Origin of the sequence: Providencia sp. PROV156 (assembly GCF_028480905.1) — a bacterium.
In the GTDB taxonomy this organism is placed as follows: Bacteria; Pseudomonadota; Gammaproteobacteria; order Enterobacterales; family Enterobacteriaceae; genus Providencia; species Providencia hangzhouensis.
In genome coordinates, this window is sequence record NZ_JAMPPE010000012.1 from 15,624 (window position 1) to 32,442 (window position 16,819).

Below are 16,819 nucleotides of genomic sequence, written 5' to 3' on the forward strand. Positions count from 1 at the left end.
GGATGGATGTTTATAATGAAAAAGTCATTAGTCGCGGTTGGTGTTATTGTTGCTCTGGGGGCAGTGTGGACTGGAGCTTCATGGTATACAGGTTCTAAAGTAAAAGATGAACTTGATAGAGTAATTCTCAAAACCAACGATTTTTTTGCTGTAAATGTGCCTGAGTCAGGTTTGAATTTTAAAGTAGAAAATTATGAAAAAGGTGTTTTTTCATCTAAAGCAGATATCGTAATCACCTCTGCGGATTCAGTATCACCAGAAGACTCAATTGTATTCAAAACGAATATTGACCACGGTCCATTCCCATTATCACAAGTCGCTAAGTTTAATTTATTACCAAAATTAGCAGCGACGCAAATTGAATTAGCTAACAACGCGACGACAAAAGAATTATTCGAAGCGACTCAAGGTAAACCATTTATTCATGGTTCTGCTGTCATTGGCTATAGCAAAAGTATTGATACCAATTTAGAGCTGATCCCTGTCGAGTATAAGAAAGATGACGTTTCATTATCTTTCAGTGGTTCTAAGTTTGATGTATCAACAACTTCTGATCTTGCTGCCGTTGATGCAACTTTAGTCACTGATAATTTAGTTATTGGTAAAAAAGATAACTCTGAATCTATGACATTAAAAGGCTTAAAATTAGTCTCTAATGTAACAAAATCACAATATGGCTTCTACACTGGAACCCAGTCATTTGTTATTGCTGATACAGATTTCAACATTCCTGAAACTAAATTTTCTTTTAAAGATTTCAAAATTTCAAGCGACACCTCTATTACTGGCGAAGATGTGAAAGGGAATATTTCTTATAGCATCTCTGACTTAAAGGCATTAGAGCAAAACTTAGGTTCTGGCGAACTGACTGTTGCTATTGAAAAATTAGATGCTAAAGCATTAGGTAAATTCGTTGAACAATATAATGAAGCATTAGCTCAAGGCTTAGCTAATGGTGACCCAACTGAAGCAACAGAGCGTTTAGCGATGGAAATGATGTCTACAACATTGCCAGAGCTAATGAAAAGCAAGCCTGTATTCACTGTTAGCCCCTTCTACTGGAAAAATGAAGCTGGCCAAAGTTCAGTTGACCTAAACATCACATTTAATAAATGGAACCAAGATGAAATTACTGCGTTAGCAATGTCTAACAAAGTTGATGAAGCTATCAAGCAACTCATTACTTCTTTTGATTTCAATTTAAAACTGAACAAGCCAATGATCATCGAATCAATGACTCAAGCAATGATTTTAGATCAAGGTGTTCCAGTTAATGCTGATACTAAGAAAGAAATGAAAGGTATGGTTACTTCTGAATTTGAAGGTGTTCAGCAAATGCTGACTTCAGATATGTTCTCTTCTCCATTTGAAGAAATGTTTATGACAGATGAAGAACGTGCTGAAAAAGCTAAACAGAAAAAATCACCTTGGATGATTGATAGCGAAAATGATTTAACTATGACTATCAAATTTGCAGGTAATGACCTGACATTCAACAATGACAAATATACCTTAGCTGAGTTCCTCACTAAGATGAAAGTGATGTCTAACCCAGAAGATGCATTAGAATATGAAGCTGTACCTGCTCCAGATGCAGAACCAGCACCAGAAATGGAAGTTGAGCCTGAATTAGCACCACAAGATGCAGCGCCAGCTAACTAATTAATCTAATCGATACAATTTAGTCACAAAAGCCAGTTAATATGAAGTGACCCCATATAGCTGGCTTTTTTATTTGACACCCCACTTAAATGTGAGATACATCACATATAAAATGTAATTATTGATCATGTTTCACATTTTTCGTGATTTAAAATTGCTTTTAGCAAAATAAAAGCCAAAATGAGGATAGAAAATAGATAAAGGATCATTCCGTGATTAAAACACATTTACCTTTAACCGATTTACACCGCCACCTTGATGGCAATATCCGCCCAGAAACGATTCTTTCCTTAGCAGAACAGCATCACATTCAATTACCAGCGACAGAACTTGAAGCTTTGCGCCCTCACGTCCAAATTATAGGACAAGAAGCTGATTTAGTCGGTTTCTTAGCAAAACTCGATTGGGGAGTCGCTGTTTTAGCAGATTTAGAAGCATGCCGCCGTGTGGCATTTGAAAATGTCGAAGATGCTTTTAATGCTGGTATCGATTACGCAGAGCTACGCTTCTCTCCATACTATATGGCCATGAAACACCAGCTACCTGTAGAAGGTGTCGTTGAAGCTATTATTGATGGCGTGCGTGCTGGGTGCCAACAATTCGACATTAAAATTAATTTAATTGGAATTTTGAGCCGTACTTTTGGCCAACAAGCCTGTACAACTGAATTACAAGGACTATTCGCTCATCGTCATCACTTATGTGCTTTAGATTTAGCTGGAGATGAACTAGGTTTCCCTGGAGAGTTATTTGAGTCACACTTTATCAAAGCTAGAGATACAGGGTTAAATATCACTGTTCATGCAGGTGAAGCGGCTGGAGCGAACAGTATTTGGCATGCTATCAATGTATTAGGTGCACAACGAATTGGCCATGGTGTAAAAGCAATAGAAGACCCTGCTTTAATTGAATATCTAGTAAAACATCAAATTGGTATGGAAAGCTGTTTAACATCAAATATTCAAACAAGCACTGTGCCATCCCTTGCTAAACACCCATTAAAAACCTTTTTGCAACAAGGTGTATTGGCTTCAATTAATACAGATGACCCAGCAGTTCAAGGTATTGAGTTACGCTATGAGTATGAAGTTGCAGCCCCGCAAGCAGGTTTAACTTCAGCAGAAATAGAACAAGCGCAACGTAATGGCCTAAGTATGGCATTTTTATCTGAAAGTGAGAAAAAAGCGCTCTTACATAAAGCCGCTACCCGTTAATTTAAATGTTATCAGGGTATTTATTATAACCCTGATAACTCTCTCAAACATTTCACATCTCTTTACACACCAATAGACCGTCATCATTAATCAATTACTTCCCTCTCTAGTTAGCTTTTTTATACTTAACGTATAAATACTGTTGTTAATGTATCAATTATAAAGCTCTATTGTATGTTGTAACTAAATAAGTACCCTTATAAATAAACAGCAAAAAACATGAGGGGTTACTAATCCCCTCAATATTTGTGCTTATTTGGTCGATAATCGTTTAGCATAACGCTGTGCAAGTACAGCACTGACCATAAGTTGTATTTGATGGAAAATCATCAGTGGCAATAAGATGACCCCTACTGTCGCAGCAGGAAACAAGACGTTCGCCATTGGGACTCCGTTAGCTAGGCTCTTTTTCGAGCCACAAAACACGATAGTAATCTCATCTTCTTTGCTAAAACCTAGCAACCGTGCAGCCAATGTATTGAATACAATGATAATAAATAAAATAACGCAAGTGACAACCACAATCATAAAGAGTGAAAATGCGTCTATTTTCTGCCAAATCCCCTCGACAACCGCTTCACTAAATGCCACATAAACCACTAACAATATTGAAGACCGGTCAGTCATATTCACTAACTTACGATTACGGTTAATCCAATTGGCAATCAATGGTCGAGATAAATGCCCCACAACAAATGGCAGCATCAATTGCATTAAAATAGACCCTATTGCATTGAGCGTATCCATGGCTTGGCTGCCATCAGCATCCATCAATAAACCCACTAAGATTGGTGAAAGAAAAACCCCAAGAATGCTTGACGCTGATGCACTACAAATAGCCGCGGCAATATTTCCCCCGGCCACCGAGGTGAAAGCAATTGCTGATTGTACAGTTGCAGGTAAAGCACATAGGTATAAAAAGCCCATATATACGGTAGGTGACATCCATTTAGGTACAATCACCGCAAGCCCTAAGCCTACGATAGGAAATACAATAAATGTACTCGCAAAAACCAAGAGGTGGAGACGCCAATGCCCTATCCCTGCCATTATTGATTCACGAGATAACTTAGCCCCATGCATAAAGAACAATAATGCAATTGCAGCAGTAGTTAAATATTGAAACCCCGTTTTTATATCGCCTTCACAAGGAAAAAGGCTGGCTAGAATGACAACGCCAATCATGATAAGTAAAAATGGGTCGATTCTCAGTTTAGCTAGCAAATTCATTCGATTATCCATAATAAAAGCCAGTTATGTTAACTGGCCTTATAGTGTGCGTTAATGACGTTAAAATATTGCTTCGATTGTGCGTTTTTCTTTTGCCGAACGTATACCTGCTTCAATAAGCTTCATAATATCTATTGCTTCGCTCGGTGTGACGGGGTTTGGTTTACCATGGCGAATCGCATCATATATCCCTTGATAATAACCACCATAATTACCGCGTTGGTTTGGCCACGATTGTGTTATAAGCTCATCACCTTGTGACAACGTCACGTTACCCATATTGGTATCAACTCCCCAATCAGCCCCTTCTGGTCGTTTGCCAGCTTTTAAACAGTCTTCTTGGGTATCTAAACCATATTTAACATAACTACCATTCATTCCATGAATAACATATATCGGTGTTGGTGCAGCAGCTAATGTTGTTGCATGTAATACAACCTTCTTATCTGCATATTGCAAAACGGCATGAAAGAAATCCACTGCCTGTGCATTAGGGCGGATCATAGCAAGATCAACGCTGATCCCTAAAGGCCTACCAAAATACTGCAGGACTTGATCCAACAAGTGCGGCCCTAAGTCGTACCAAATACCTGCTCCAGGAATATCAGCTTCACGCCAACGTTGCCTAACTAACGGGCGATAACGGTCAAAATGTGATTCATAATATTTAATATCGCCTAGCTTACCTTCTTCTAATATTTTTTTAACTGTTAAAAAACCTGAATCCCATCGGCGGTTATGATAAACCGACAGTAATTTTCCTGCTTGCTCCGCTTGTTGTTTTAATTGTTCTGCTTGTGAGACATCTAATGTAAATGGTTTATCGACAACGACGTGCTTCCCTGCTGCTAATGCCGCTTGAGCAAGAGGAAAGTGAGTATCATTAGGCGTAGGAATAACGACTAGTTCGATATCTTTATCAGCAAAAACAGCTTCCGGAGAGGCCGCAACATGAATATTTGGCCAATCTGCCTTAACCTTACTCGGGTCACTGCTAGAAATCGTTGTTAAATCATACCCTTCTAAAATACCAAGGAAGGGAGCATGAAATGTTTTACTGGCATAGCCATATCCGATGATCGCGACTTTAATTGGTTTAGACATTTAGACCTCATACAACGATAAACTCAGGTAGAGATAAAAAGTACCATCAGAAGGAATGAAATGGCAAATAAATCTATGATAGGATTGTAGATTGTCCAGCGAATTTGCCAAAATGGGTTTGATTAATTATGACTTCAGTTTATGACGCTAACCGCATCACTGGCTGGCTATTAGTTCCAGCGATCTATTTGTTATTAACCTTTTTAGCTGTTTGCAGTATGACTGTTATGTATTGCATTAAATTTTATGAGATTGTCACGACTGTTGATCATTGGACAAGTTTTATTCCTGCCGCTTGGTATCTGTCATTTGCCATCGCTGTTGGGATGACTATTTTCAGTATTCATGTACTGCAACTGATGTTTTCTCGCTCAAAGCATTTTCCCCGCCGTTTTATTATTTGGCTACTCATTTTATTATTATTAGGTATAAAAACCTTCGCATTTTCACCTATTGACGATGAAACCGCTTTGCAAGTCTTAGCATGGCCTTTAATTGGCGCGGGTTTCTTTGTCCCTTATTTAAAACGCTCTCAACGTGTGAAAATGACTTTCACACAAGATCGATAAGCATCACATAAATTGCTTGATATCATAATGATAGTTTAACTGGCTTCGGCCAGTTTTTGTTCTTTTTTCATTTCAGGCAATAGCATGACTGATTATCTATTACTCTTTGTTGGAACAGTGCTGGTTAACAACTTCGTTCTCGTTAAATTCCTTGGCTTATGCCCTTTTATGGGCGTCTCAAAAAAACTCGAACCGGCCATTGGAATGGGCTTAGCAACGACGTTTGTTATGACATTAGCGTCAATCAGTTCTTGGTTGATTGACACACTTGTCCTTATTCCTCTCGACCTTGTCTATCTGCGGACGCTAAGCTTTATTTTAGCGATTGCTGTTGTTGTACAGTTTACTGAAATGGTGGTCAGGAAAACGAGCCCAACGCTTTACCGTTTACTCGGTATTTTTCTACCTTTAATTACCACCAACTGTGCGGTTCTTGGTGTTGCCTTATTAAATATTAATATGTCTCATACTTTTATGCAGTCTGCCGTGTACGGTTTTGGCGCTGCTGTGGGTTTCTCATTAGTAATGGTTTTATTTGCCGCTATTCGCGAACGTTTAGCTGTTGCCAATGTTCCTGCTCCATTTAAAGGATCATCAATTGGGCTAATTACAGCTGGCTTGATGTCTCTCGCGTTTATGGGCTTTAGTGGTTTGGTGAAATTCTAATGATGTCTGTATGGATTGCTATCGGTATATTAGCCGTTTTTGGCCTGATATTTGGGCTGATGTTAGGTTACGCCTCATTACGCTTTAAAGTTGAAGCAGACCCTATTGTCGAACAAGTTGAAGCGATATTGCCTCAAAGCCAGTGCGGTCAATGCAGTTACCCTGGCTGCCGTCCTTACGCCGAAGCGGTTGCAAATAATGGGGAAATGATCAACAAATGCGCCCCTGGTGGCGAGCAAGTCATGCTAAAAATCGCTGAGTTGCTTAATGTCGACCCTCAGCCGATTGATGGCGATGAAACCGCGCAAAACCCCGTTCGTAAAGTGGCTATTATCGACGAAGAAAACTGCATTGGTTGTACTAAATGCATTCAAGCTTGCCCTGTTGATGCCATTGTTGGCGCAACCCGCGCCATGCATACTGTGATTGAAGACTTGTGCACAGGCTGTGACTTATGCGTCGCCCCTTGTCCTACAGATTGTATTGAGCTTGTTCCTGTGAAAACGACTACAGCCAATTGGAAATGGGATTTAAACACTATCCCAGTAAAAAATATTAGTGTTGAACCCAATGAACAGCTTGTCACTAAAGCAAGAGGTGAAACTCATGCTTAAGCTCTTTAATTGGTTGAAAAAAGATAATATTTGGGATTTTAAAGGTGGGATCCATCCGCCTGAAATGAAGCTACAATCTAGCCAAACACCGATGCGTATTGCATCAGTGCCCAATGAGCTGATTATCCCATTACAACAACATTTGGGCCCTGAGGGAGAGCTAATTGTTCAGGTTGGCGACTCCGTATTAAAAGGCCAGCCATTGACTAAAGGGCTTGGGCGTACTGTACCTGTTCATGCATCAACTTCAGGGGTGATCACTGCAATTGAACCTATGGTAACGGCACACCCTTCAGGCTTAAAAGAATTGTGTGTGCGTATTGCAGCCGATGGCCATGATACATGGTGTACTTTGTCCCCAGAGCCTAATTACGTTCAACTAACCCGTGCTGAATTACTGCAAAAAATTGAACAAGCTGGGATAGCCGGCCTCGGTGGTGCAGGTTTCCCAACAGCATCAAAATTGGCCGGTGGTCAAGATGCGATTAAAACATTAATCATTAATGCAGCTGAATGTGAGCCTTATATCACAGCTGATGATAGGTTAATGCAAGAACATGCACAGGAAGTTATTGAAGGCTGTCGTGTTTTACAGCATTTATTAACCCCAGACCAAGTATTAATTGGTATTGAAGACAATAAACCCGAGGCTATCCAAGCCCTAAAAGATGCTGTCACCTCGCAAGACAAACAAATATTCATCCGAGTTATACCAACAAAATACCCATCAGGTGGTGCCAAACAGCTGACTAAAATTTTGACGGGAAAAGAAGTGCCATCCGGTGCGCGTTCGTCACAAATTGGTGTGTTAATGCAAAACGTGGGTACTGTCGTCGCCATTAAGCGTGCGGTTATCGATGGTCAGCCATTGATTGAGCGTGTGGTAACCGTTACTGGTGAAGCAATCAGTAAACCGGGTAATTTTTGGACTCGTTTAGGGACTCCGGTTAAACATCTATTACAGCAATCAGGTTTTAACCCAGAGCCAGAACAAATGGTGATTATGGGGGGGCCTTTAATGGGCTTTACCCTACCCGACCTGAATGTCCCTGTCGTAAAAATTTGTAACTGTTTACTGGTTCCCACAATGGAAGAAATGGGACCTAAAGCACTAGAAGAAGCGTGTATTCGTTGTGGGTTGTGTGTTGATGCCTGCCCAGCAGGGTTACTTCCTCAGCAACTTTACTGGTTCAGTAAAGGAGATGAACACGAAAAAGCGCAAAAACATAATTTATTTGACTGCATAGAGTGTGGTGCATGTGCTTATGTGTGCCCAAGTAATATTCCGCTAGTGCAATATTATCGTCAAGAAAAAGCAGAAATTCGTGAAATAGCTCAAGAAGAGCGCCGTGCCGCTGAAGCAAAATTGCGTTTTGAAGCAAAACAGTTGCGTATGGAACGTGATAAGCAAGCGCGGGAAGAACGTCATAAAAAAGCTGCTGTACAGGTAGATAGCGCTGATAAAGATGCCGTTAATGCAGCTTTAGCCCGGGTTAAAGCCAAACAAAGTGCGACAACCGAACCAATTAAGATTGTTTCCGGTGAATTACCAGACAATAGTGCTGTGATTGCTGCTCGCGAAGCCCGTAAAGCACAAGCACGTGCTAAACAGGCGGAAAAACTGGCCAATACACCAGTAGAACCTACTGATATAGAGGCCACGGATGATCCTCGCAAAACCGCTGTGGCAGCCGCCATTGCACGAGCGAAAGCCAAAAAAGCCGCACAAGAACAACCTGCAACTGAGCCAGTCGCTAACGCAGTCACTGACACAGAAGTTGATCCACGTAAAGCGGCTGTCGCAGCTGCCATTGCACGAGCGAAGGCCAAAAAAGCCGCACAAGCGCAACCTGCAACTGAGCCAGTCGCTGACACCGTCACTGATGCAGAGGTTGACCCACGCAAAGCAGCTGTCGCTGCCGCCATTGCACGAGCGAAGGCCAAAAAAGCCGCACAAGCGCAATCTGCAACTGAGCCAGTTGCTGAAACGGTCACTGACGCTGAGGTTGACCCACGCAAAGCGGCTGTTGCGGCCGCCATTGCTCGTGCGAAAGCCAAAAAAGCAGCTCAAGCAGAACAACTCGCACAAGAAGAGCTTACACCCGCCGCGGAACAACCCATTGAAGAGGAAACCGACCCTCGAAAAGTTGCCGTTACCGCTGCGATCGCGCGAGTAAAAGCAAAGCAAGCACAAAAACAACATGAACAAACGACTACAGAGTAAGTGATAACGAGATGAAATTTAGGCCAATTGATGCGAAAAATCGCCGTTTAAAAATTGCTAGTGCGCCATTTACTCATAACAATCAAAGCACCAGTTTAGTGATGCTTTGGGTACTTTTAGCAGCACTACCGGGTATTGCTGCTCAAGTTTATTTCTTTGGCGTTGGCACCTTATACCAAATTATTTTAGCGGTGCTAACAGCGGTTATCACAGAAGCAGTTTCTATTCGTTTACGCCAACAACCTGTGGTTCCTGTACTAAAAGATAATTCCGCCATTGTGACCGCATTATTGTTAGCTATCAGCCTACCTCCGCTCTCACCTTGGTGGATGATCGTATTAGGGACATTTTTTGCTATTACGATTGCTAAGCAATGTTATGGTGGATTGGGGCAAAACCCTTTTAACCCTGCGATGGTGGGTTATGTCGTTTTGCTAATATCATTCCCTGTTCACATGACAAACTGGCTACCTCCGCATGAATTACAAAATATGTCGATTTCTGCACTTGATAGCCTATCCATTATTCTCAGTGGCCATACTCCAACAGGTATTACCCTCGAGCAACTACGTACAGGCATTGATGGCATGAGCCAAGCGACCCCGCTTGATAGCTTTAAAACGGGCCTACTGACTCATTCTATTTCTGAAGTATTACAACAACCTATTTTACAAGGTTCCTTAGCGGGAATTGGTTGGCAATGGGTGAATATTGGCTATTTAGTGGGTGGTTTGTTCTTATTACAGCGCCGTATTATTAGCTGGCATATTCCGGTTTCGTTCTTAGGTACATTGGCAGTTTTATCTATTGTTAGTTATTTAATTGATGATAGCCAACATGCGTCGCCATGGGTTCATTTATTGTCTGGTGCCACTATGCTAGGGGCATTTTTTATTGCCACTGACCCTGTCACCGCATCGACAACGCCTAAGGGACGGATTATTTTTGGTGTGATTATCGGTTTTCTTGTTTGGGTGATCCGTGTATACGGTGGTTACCCTGACGCTGTTGCTTTTGCCGTGTTACTCGCCAATATTACTGTTCCATTAATTGATTACTATACGCAGCCTCGTGCGTACGGTCATGGACATAAGTAAGGATAACCGTATGTTGAACACGATGAGACGCCATGGGGTAACGTTAGCCATCTTTGCAGCAGGAACCACTGCGCTTAGCGCTGCAGTGTACACGTTAACGAAAGAGACTATTGCTGAGCAAGCTGCTATTGTTCAGAAAAAACTACTCGACCAAGTAATACCAAGTGATTTATACGATAACGACCTCGCAAAAGAGTGTTATTTAGTCACTAATGAGGCCATACTGGGTAATAAACAACCTAGGCGCTTGTATCTAGCCCGTAAAAATGGCGAACCTGTTGCTGCTGCCTTGGAAACAACCGCATTAGACGGCTACTCAGGCGCTATACTTTTATTAGTCGGTACAGATTTTCACGGTACAGTACTGGGAACTCGTGTTACAGAACATCATGAAACACCTGGGCTTGGTGACAAAATTGAGACACGAATATCTGATTGGATTACTTATTTTAGTGGTAAAAAAATAACCTCTGATAATGACCCTAAATGGGCAGTTAAAAAAGATGGAGGTGAATTTGATCAGTTTACTGGGGCAACAATTACACCCAGAGCAGTCGTCAATGCCACTAAACGTACTGCGGTATTTATGCAACAAATTCCACAACAATTATCGAATTATCCACGCTGTGGGGACGAATAATGAGCGATTCATCTAAAGACTTATTAGTGCAAGGTTTGTGGAAAAACAACTCTGCATTAGTTCAATTATTAGGGCTTTGTCCGCTGCTCGCTGTGTCATCAACAGCAACCAACGCATTAGGGCTAGGCTTAGCGACCACATTAGTCTTAGTTTGTACTAATGTTGCAGTTTCTGCTTTACGTCGTTGGGTACCATCAGAAATTCGCATCCCTATCTACGTGATGATTATTGCCTCTGTTGTTAGTGCGGTACAAATGTTAATCAACGCATATGCTTTTGGTTTATATGAATCTCTCGGGATCTTTATTCCGTTAATCGTTACCAACTGCATTGTGATTGGACGCGCAGAAGCCTATGCATCTCGTAATCCTGTTGGGCTATCTGCCCTTGATGGGTTTGCTATGGGCTTAGGTGCAACCGCGACCTTGCTTGTTCTAGGAGCAATTCGTGAAGTTTTAGGGAATGGGACCTTATTTGATGGCGCTGACTTGTTACTCGGTTCTTGGGCTACCTCCCTTCGTATTGAAGTATTACATCTTGATTCTCCATTTTTACTCGCTATGCTACCGCCTGGTGCCTTCATTGGCCTAGCACTACTATTAGCTGCGAAATACTTAATTGATGAAAAAATGAAAAAAAGAGCCGCACGACAATCTGGTATTCAACCAGAACGTGAATATGAAAAACAGCAAGGTTGCGGCAGCCATATTTCTTAACAACGATATTTTGTGAGCAATGAATAAATCAAAACGCATTGAAATTCTAACTCGTCTACGGGATAACAACCCACACCCTACAACGGAGTTAGAATTTAACTCCCCTTTTGAGCTATTAATCGCCGTTTTATTATCAGCTCAAGCTACTGACGTGAGTGTCAATAAAGCGACAGCAAAGCTATATCCTGTAGCTAATACGCCTGAAGCTATTATGGCACTCGGTGTGGATGGAATAAAAGAGTACATTAAAACCATTGGCTTATTTAATACCAAAGCTGAAAGCGTCTATAAAACCTGTCAAATTTTAATCGAAAAGCACAACAGCCAAGTCCCTGAAAACCGAGAGGCTTTAGAAGCTTTACCGGGTGTTGGCCGCAAAACGGCAAATGTGGTTCTTAATACCGCATTTGGCTGGCCGACTATCGCCGTTGACACGCATATTTTCCGTGTCTGCAATCGTACTAACTTTGCTCCTGGTAAGAATGTCGTTGAAGTTGAAGACAAACTCCTTAAAGTTGTACCTGCAGAGTTTAAAGTAGATTGTCACCATTGGTTTATTTTGCATGGACGTTATACTTGTATTGCCCGCAAACCCCGCTGTGGCTCTTGTATTATCGAAGATTTATGCGAATTTAAAGATAAAATATATCCAGAAGATTGACCAAGATACTATTTTGAATAGGTTATAGATAAACGATACTTTTAATCATGAATCTAGCCGGTAACGCATTTTTTCCTTGCTCTAAGACTTTGTCTTACGTAACAATAGAGCCAAACCCAATATTAATTAAACGGTAAGTATGTTCCAAGACAACCCACTGCTCGCACAGCTTAAACAAAAACTACATGCCCAAACCCCACGCGTCGAAGGGCTGGTAAAAAGTACAGAAAAAGGCTTTGGCTTTCTCGAAGTTGATGGCCAAAAAAGCTATTTCATTCCGCCTCCTCAAATGAAAAAGGTCATGCATGGTGATCGTGTTATTGCTACGGTTCATACCGATAAAGACCGTGAATTTGCAGAACCAGAAGAACTGGTAGAACCTTTTTTAGATAGGTTTGTTGGGAAAATACAAAAGAAAGAAAATGATAACCGTTTATTTGTCATTCCCGATCATCCATTACTGAAGGATATGATTTCTTGCCGTCCTATCAATGGCATTACTCATGAGTTTAAGCAAGATGATTGGGTTGTTGCACAAATGCGACGCCATCCATTAAAAGGCGATAAAACCTTCTACGCTGAAATTACTGAGTTTATCACTGACGGAGATGATCATTTTGCACCATGGTGGGTAACGTTACGCCGTCACCAATTAGACCGTAATGAACCGCAAATGGTTGATAGCGAACGTGATGACCAAGGTATTGAACGAGTTGATTTAACTCACTTGCACTTTACGACCATAGACAATGCAAGTACTGAAGATATAGATGACGCACTCTATGTTGAAAAAACCGATAATGGTGACTTAAAACTGTATATCGCTATTGCTGACCCAACAAGCTATATACCAGAAGGTAGCGAACTCGATAAACTGGCTTTAGCCCGTGGCTACACCAACTATTTACCGGGTTTTAATATTCCAATGCTACCGCGCAAATTATCTGACGACCTGTGCTCTTTGCGCCCAAATGAACGTCGCCCTGCTTTAGTCTGCATTGCGCTCATCAAAGAAGATGGTCGCATTGACGATAATATTGAGTTTTTCAGCGCTTGGGTCGAATCAAAATCTAAATTAGTTTATGACGAAGTCTCTGATTGGCTTGAAAATACAGGCAGTTGGCAGCCAGCAAATGACACTGACAAACAACAAATTTTGCTGCTTAAAGAAATGGCAGATAGGCGTTTACTATGGCGCGAAAACAATGCACTCGTGTTCAAAGATCGCCCTGATTACCGCTTTGTATTAGATGACAAAGGAATTGTGGTTGATATCGTGACTGAACGTCGCCGCAGTTCTAATCGCATTGTTGAAGAAGCCATGATCACCTCTAACCTCTGTGCTGCCGCAGTACTGAAAGAAAAATTAGGATTTGGCGTATTTAATGTGCATATGGGCTTTGAACCCCTGCAAATTGACCAAGTCGTGCAAACGCTTAAAGATAACGGCATTGAAACAACGGCTGAATCATTATTATCACTAGAAGGCTTCCGCCAACTACGCCGTCAACTAGATGCACAGCCGACCCAATTCCTCGATAGCCGCATCCGCCGTTACCAAACTTTTGCAGAAGTCAAAGCTGAGCCCGGCCCGCATTTTGGTTTAGGGTTTGAAGCTTATGCGACTTGGACTTCACCAATTCGTAAATATACCGATATCGTCAACCACCGTTTAATCAAATCTATTATTGCTGGTAAACCTTCAACGAATAAGCCATCCGAAGAATTATCAATCAAGTTAGCCGAACGTCGTCGTGCAAACCGCATGGCTGAACGTGATGTGGGTGATTGGCTCTATTCTCGTTACTTAAAACCTTTTGAAGGTACGGGTACCAAATTCCCAGCTGAAATTATTGATATCACTCGCGGTGGCGTAAGAGTCCGTTTGGTAGATAATGGTGCTGTAGCTTTTGTTCCTGCGCCTTTTATTCATAGTGTTCGTGATGAGATCCAATGTAGCCAAGAAACAGGTAATGTACTTGTTAAAGGTGAAATAGCTTACCAACTTAACGATATTATCAATGTCACCATTAATGAAGTTCGTATGGAAACACGTAATATCGTCGCTAGACCAGCCGAATAACAGCTTTTCTGCTACTCTTTAAAGACCATAGTTTGAAACCTATGGTCTTTTATTTTTCTATCTACTTTTTTACAACCTAAAATTCGCATTAAACGTTAAACTGCAAACACTTTTCCATATTTTTTCCTGATTATTCTTATTCGTAAATTTACCTATCATGATATTTTGTTAACTGTTAAATCTGTATTAAGGGTCATTAAAATGAACACAGTAAGCAAACGTATTTTATCATTCATGGTGATAGCTACTGTCGCTATCAGCGTCAGTGCCTGTTCAAATATGTCTAAACGCGATAAAAACACAGCGATTGGTGCCGGTGTAGGAGCTGTTGGTGGTGCTGTATTGACAGGCGGAAGTTCCATAGGAACCGTAGGTGGTGCGGCTATTGGCGGAATTATTGGCCACCAAGTAGGCAAATAAATCTCATAATATCCTTTAGTCGCTCTCCTTAATCTAAAATAGCGTTCATTATGAACGCTATTTTATTTTTTATATCCGATAATCTATTAAACTATTGACGGCAAAAAGTGTACAAAGTACACTTGCAATTAATACAAAGGGAGGGAACCCTGTGAGTCACGCAATTGAATTTATTGAAACCAGCTTTTTTACCAAACAAATCCAATCTATCGCCACACAAGAAGAACTTAGGATATTACAAAATGAACTTATCGCATGGCCAGATAAAGGCGATATCATCCAAGGAACGGGTGGGCTTCGTAAAATTAGGATGGCAACTGGTAATAAAGGAAAAAGTGCAAGTGTACGAGTTATTTATTTCCTAGCTACAGCAGAAATTATTTATTTTATAATGGCTTATCCAAAAAATGTCAAAGATACGCTAAATGACTTAGAAAAAGCAGAATTAAAGAAACTAACGAAATTACTAAAAAATGAGGTATAAAATGAGTATATTCAACGAATTAAAAGCCTCTTTAGAAGAAGCTGTTGAAATAAAACAAGGCCATCAAAAAGCCGCTAATGTTACTCGTTACGAAATTACTGATGTCAAAGCTATTCGAGAACAACTGAATGTTTCCCAAAGCGAATTAGCTCATGCACTAGGAACTAGCCTAGATACAATTAAAAGTTGGGAACTTAAACGACGAAACCCAACAGGGCTAGCAGCTAAAATACTCATCGCCATTAAACGTAACCCAGCTTTATTTGCTGAGTTAGCAGCAATTTGACCACTTCTTCGTTATAAATGAGTGGCTTTCTAAGTAGCCACTCATGACAAACAGTAAAATTTTCGAACCTATCAGCCACCAGCTAACTTAACTTGAAAACCTTTCGCCTCAAGGTACTGTTTGATAACATCACGTTTATCGCCTTGAATTTCAACGTTACCGTCTTTGACAGCTCCGCCACAGCCACACTTCTTTTTAAGATCAGCCGCTAATTTAGCTAATTCGCTGTCTTCAAGGTCAAGTCCAGTTACAACACAAACCCCTTTTCCTTTACGACCTGATGTCTCACGGCGGATCCGCACAATACCATCACCTTTAGGCCTTTCAATTTTGGGTTTATCTTCAGCAATACGCCCTGTTTCTGTACTGTAAACAAGACGACTATTTGAATCACTCATAGCAAACCCTCAATAGACTGATTGATTTGTTGTAATGTGGTAGTTGGGTTTTCACTACGCGTAATCGGACGACCAATCACCATATAATCCACACCCGCCTTCACTGCATCTTGTGGTGTCATAATGCGGCGTTGGTCCCCAACATCACTTCCCATTGGGCGAATACCTGGGGTAACTAATTTGAAATCGGCACCACAAATTTGTTTTAAACGTTGGGCTTCATGAGCAGAGCAAACAACACCATCTAGCCCGCATTGTTTGGTTAATAAGGCCAAACGCTCTGCATGAGCAGCTGGTGACAGATTAATCCCAACACCAATGAGGTCAGATTCATCCATACTCGTTAATACGGTTACTGCTGTGAGTAATGGCGCCTCTTTACCATAAGGCTCAAGAGATTGGCGTGCCGCCTCCATCATACGAGCACCACCACTTGCATGAACATTAACCATCCATACCCCCATTTCAGCCGCAGCTGCAACCGCTCGGGCAACAGTATTTGGAATATCATGAAACTTCAAATCTAAGAAAACATCAAAACCACGATCATGGAGTGACTTAACAAATTGAGGACCATTAAAAGTAAACATTTCTTTGCCTACTTTTAAGCGACAATCACGTGGGTCAATGCGATCCACAAAAGCCAAAGCCTCATTAGCATTTTCATAGTCAAGTGCCACAATAATTGGTGAATGTGTGTGGTTCTCAGTTGAGGAAATCATTTCTTAGCCTTTAAAGAGTCGTTATTATT

The 16,819-nt window shown here is 41.1% G+C and carries 18 protein-coding genes; 14 read left to right on the forward strand and 4 right to left on the reverse strand.

The window, feature by feature from the left end; all coding sequences use genetic code 11:
• Positions 1 to 15 precede the first annotated feature (15 nt).
• A complete protein-coding gene (locus PSF31_RS10380; RefSeq protein WP_232062957.1) occupies positions 16 to 1,662 on the forward strand; it encodes a YdgA family protein in 1,647 nt (548 codons plus the stop codon).
• 212 nt (positions 1,663 to 1,874) lie between these two features.
• A complete protein-coding gene (add, locus tag PSF31_RS10385; protein WP_096863764.1) occupies positions 1,875 to 2,876 on the forward strand; it encodes an adenosine deaminase in 1,002 nt (333 codons plus the stop codon).
• Between the two features lie 252 nt (positions 2,877 to 3,128).
• Here add and PSF31_RS10390 read toward each other — a convergent pair whose 3' ends face one another.
• Positions 3,129 to 4,106 carry a bile acid:sodium symporter family protein gene (locus PSF31_RS10390; RefSeq protein WP_094960550.1) on the reverse strand — a complete coding sequence of 326 codons (978 nt, stop codon included), beginning with the start codon at positions 4,104 to 4,106 and terminating at the stop codon, positions 3,129 to 3,131.
• Positions 4,107 to 4,166: 60 nt separating this feature from the next.
• Positions 4,167 to 5,210, reverse strand: coding sequence for an oxidoreductase (locus PSF31_RS10395; protein ID WP_096863766.1), 1,044 nt, complete (start codon positions 5,208 to 5,210; stop codon positions 4,167 to 4,169).
• A 128-nt stretch (positions 5,211 to 5,338) separates the two neighbouring features.
• Here PSF31_RS10395 and PSF31_RS10400 point away from each other — a divergent pair, with 128 nt between their 5' ends.
• The 12 genes from PSF31_RS10400 (at position 5,339) to nadS (ending at position 15,670) form a co-directional block, all read left to right on the forward strand.
• Positions 5,339 to 5,779: a DUF2569 domain-containing protein gene (locus PSF31_RS10400; protein ID WP_094960548.1), complete on the forward strand. Its 441-nt coding sequence runs from the start codon at positions 5,339 to 5,341 to the stop codon at positions 5,777 to 5,779.
• Positions 5,780 to 5,863: 84 nt separating this feature from the next.
• The gene (gene rsxA / locus PSF31_RS10405) at positions 5,864 to 6,445 is read left to right on the forward strand and encodes an electron transport complex subunit RsxA (RefSeq protein ID WP_004254254.1); all 582 of its coding nucleotides are present in this window, start codon (positions 5,864 to 5,866) and stop codon (positions 6,443 to 6,445) included.
• Complete coding sequence (gene rsxB / locus PSF31_RS10410) at positions 6,445 to 7,059, forward strand: electron transport complex subunit RsxB (protein ID WP_094960547.1); 615 nt, start codon at positions 6,445 to 6,447, stop codon at positions 7,057 to 7,059. Before rsxA ends, rsxB begins: the two co-directional genes overlap by 1 nt.
• Positions 7,052 to 9,283 carry an electron transport complex subunit RsxC gene (gene rsxC, locus PSF31_RS10415; RefSeq protein WP_164561002.1) on the forward strand — a complete coding sequence of 744 codons (2,232 nt, stop codon included), beginning with the start codon at positions 7,052 to 7,054 and terminating at the stop codon, positions 9,281 to 9,283. The genes rsxB and rsxC overlap by 8 nt, the downstream gene beginning before the upstream one ends.
• A gap of 11 nt (positions 9,284 to 9,294) precedes the next feature.
• The gene (gene rsxD / locus PSF31_RS10420) at positions 9,295 to 10,380 is read left to right on the forward strand and encodes an electron transport complex subunit RsxD (protein WP_096863768.1); all 1,086 of its coding nucleotides are present in this window, start codon (positions 9,295 to 9,297) and stop codon (positions 10,378 to 10,380) included.
• A 10-nt stretch (positions 10,381 to 10,390) separates the two neighbouring features.
• Positions 10,391 to 11,020, forward strand: coding sequence for an electron transport complex subunit RsxG (gene rsxG, locus PSF31_RS10425; RefSeq protein WP_096863769.1), 630 nt, complete (start codon positions 10,391 to 10,393; stop codon positions 11,018 to 11,020).
• Positions 11,020 to 11,736 (forward strand): electron transport complex subunit E, encoded by a 717-nt coding sequence (locus PSF31_RS10430; RefSeq protein ID WP_094960545.1) that lies wholly within the window; start codon positions 11,020 to 11,022, stop codon positions 11,734 to 11,736. Before rsxG ends, PSF31_RS10430 begins: the two co-directional genes overlap by 1 nt.
• Positions 11,737 to 11,755: 19 nt before the next feature.
• Positions 11,756 to 12,397: an endonuclease III gene (gene nth, locus PSF31_RS10435; RefSeq protein ID WP_004254236.1), complete on the forward strand. Its 642-nt coding sequence runs from the start codon at positions 11,756 to 11,758 to the stop codon at positions 12,395 to 12,397.
• 139 nt (positions 12,398 to 12,536) lie between these two features.
• A complete protein-coding gene (locus PSF31_RS10440; protein ID WP_096863770.1) occupies positions 12,537 to 14,480 on the forward strand; it encodes an exoribonuclease II in 1,944 nt (647 codons plus the stop codon).
• 201 nt (positions 14,481 to 14,681) lie between these two features.
• Positions 14,682 to 14,900 (forward strand): osmotically-inducible lipoprotein OsmB, encoded by a 219-nt coding sequence (gene osmB, locus PSF31_RS10445; protein WP_036957717.1) that lies wholly within the window; start codon positions 14,682 to 14,684, stop codon positions 14,898 to 14,900.
• A gap of 151 nt (positions 14,901 to 15,051) precedes the next feature.
• A complete protein-coding gene (locus PSF31_RS10450) occupies positions 15,052 to 15,384 on the forward strand; it encodes a type II toxin-antitoxin system RelE/ParE family toxin (protein ID WP_036957715.1) in 333 nt (110 codons plus the stop codon).
• A gap of 1 nt (position 15,385) precedes the next feature.
• The gene (gene nadS, locus PSF31_RS10455) at positions 15,386 to 15,670 is read left to right on the forward strand and encodes a NadS family protein (protein ID WP_096863771.1); all 285 of its coding nucleotides are present in this window, start codon (positions 15,386 to 15,388) and stop codon (positions 15,668 to 15,670) included.
• Positions 15,671 to 15,741: 71 nt separating this feature from the next.
• Here the strand turns inward: nadS and yciH are convergent, their stop codons facing one another.
• Together yciH and pyrF are read right to left on the reverse strand one after the other, a co-directional pair.
• Complete coding sequence (yciH, locus tag PSF31_RS10460; RefSeq protein ID WP_004254225.1) at positions 15,742 to 16,068, reverse strand: stress response translation initiation inhibitor YciH; 327 nt, start codon at positions 16,066 to 16,068, stop codon at positions 15,742 to 15,744.
• Positions 16,065 to 16,790: an orotidine-5'-phosphate decarboxylase gene (gene pyrF / locus PSF31_RS10465; protein ID WP_036957709.1), complete on the reverse strand. Its 726-nt coding sequence runs from the start codon at positions 16,788 to 16,790 to the stop codon at positions 16,065 to 16,067. Before pyrF ends, yciH begins: the two co-directional genes overlap by 4 nt.
• Between the last annotated feature and the right edge of the window lie 29 nt (positions 16,791 to 16,819).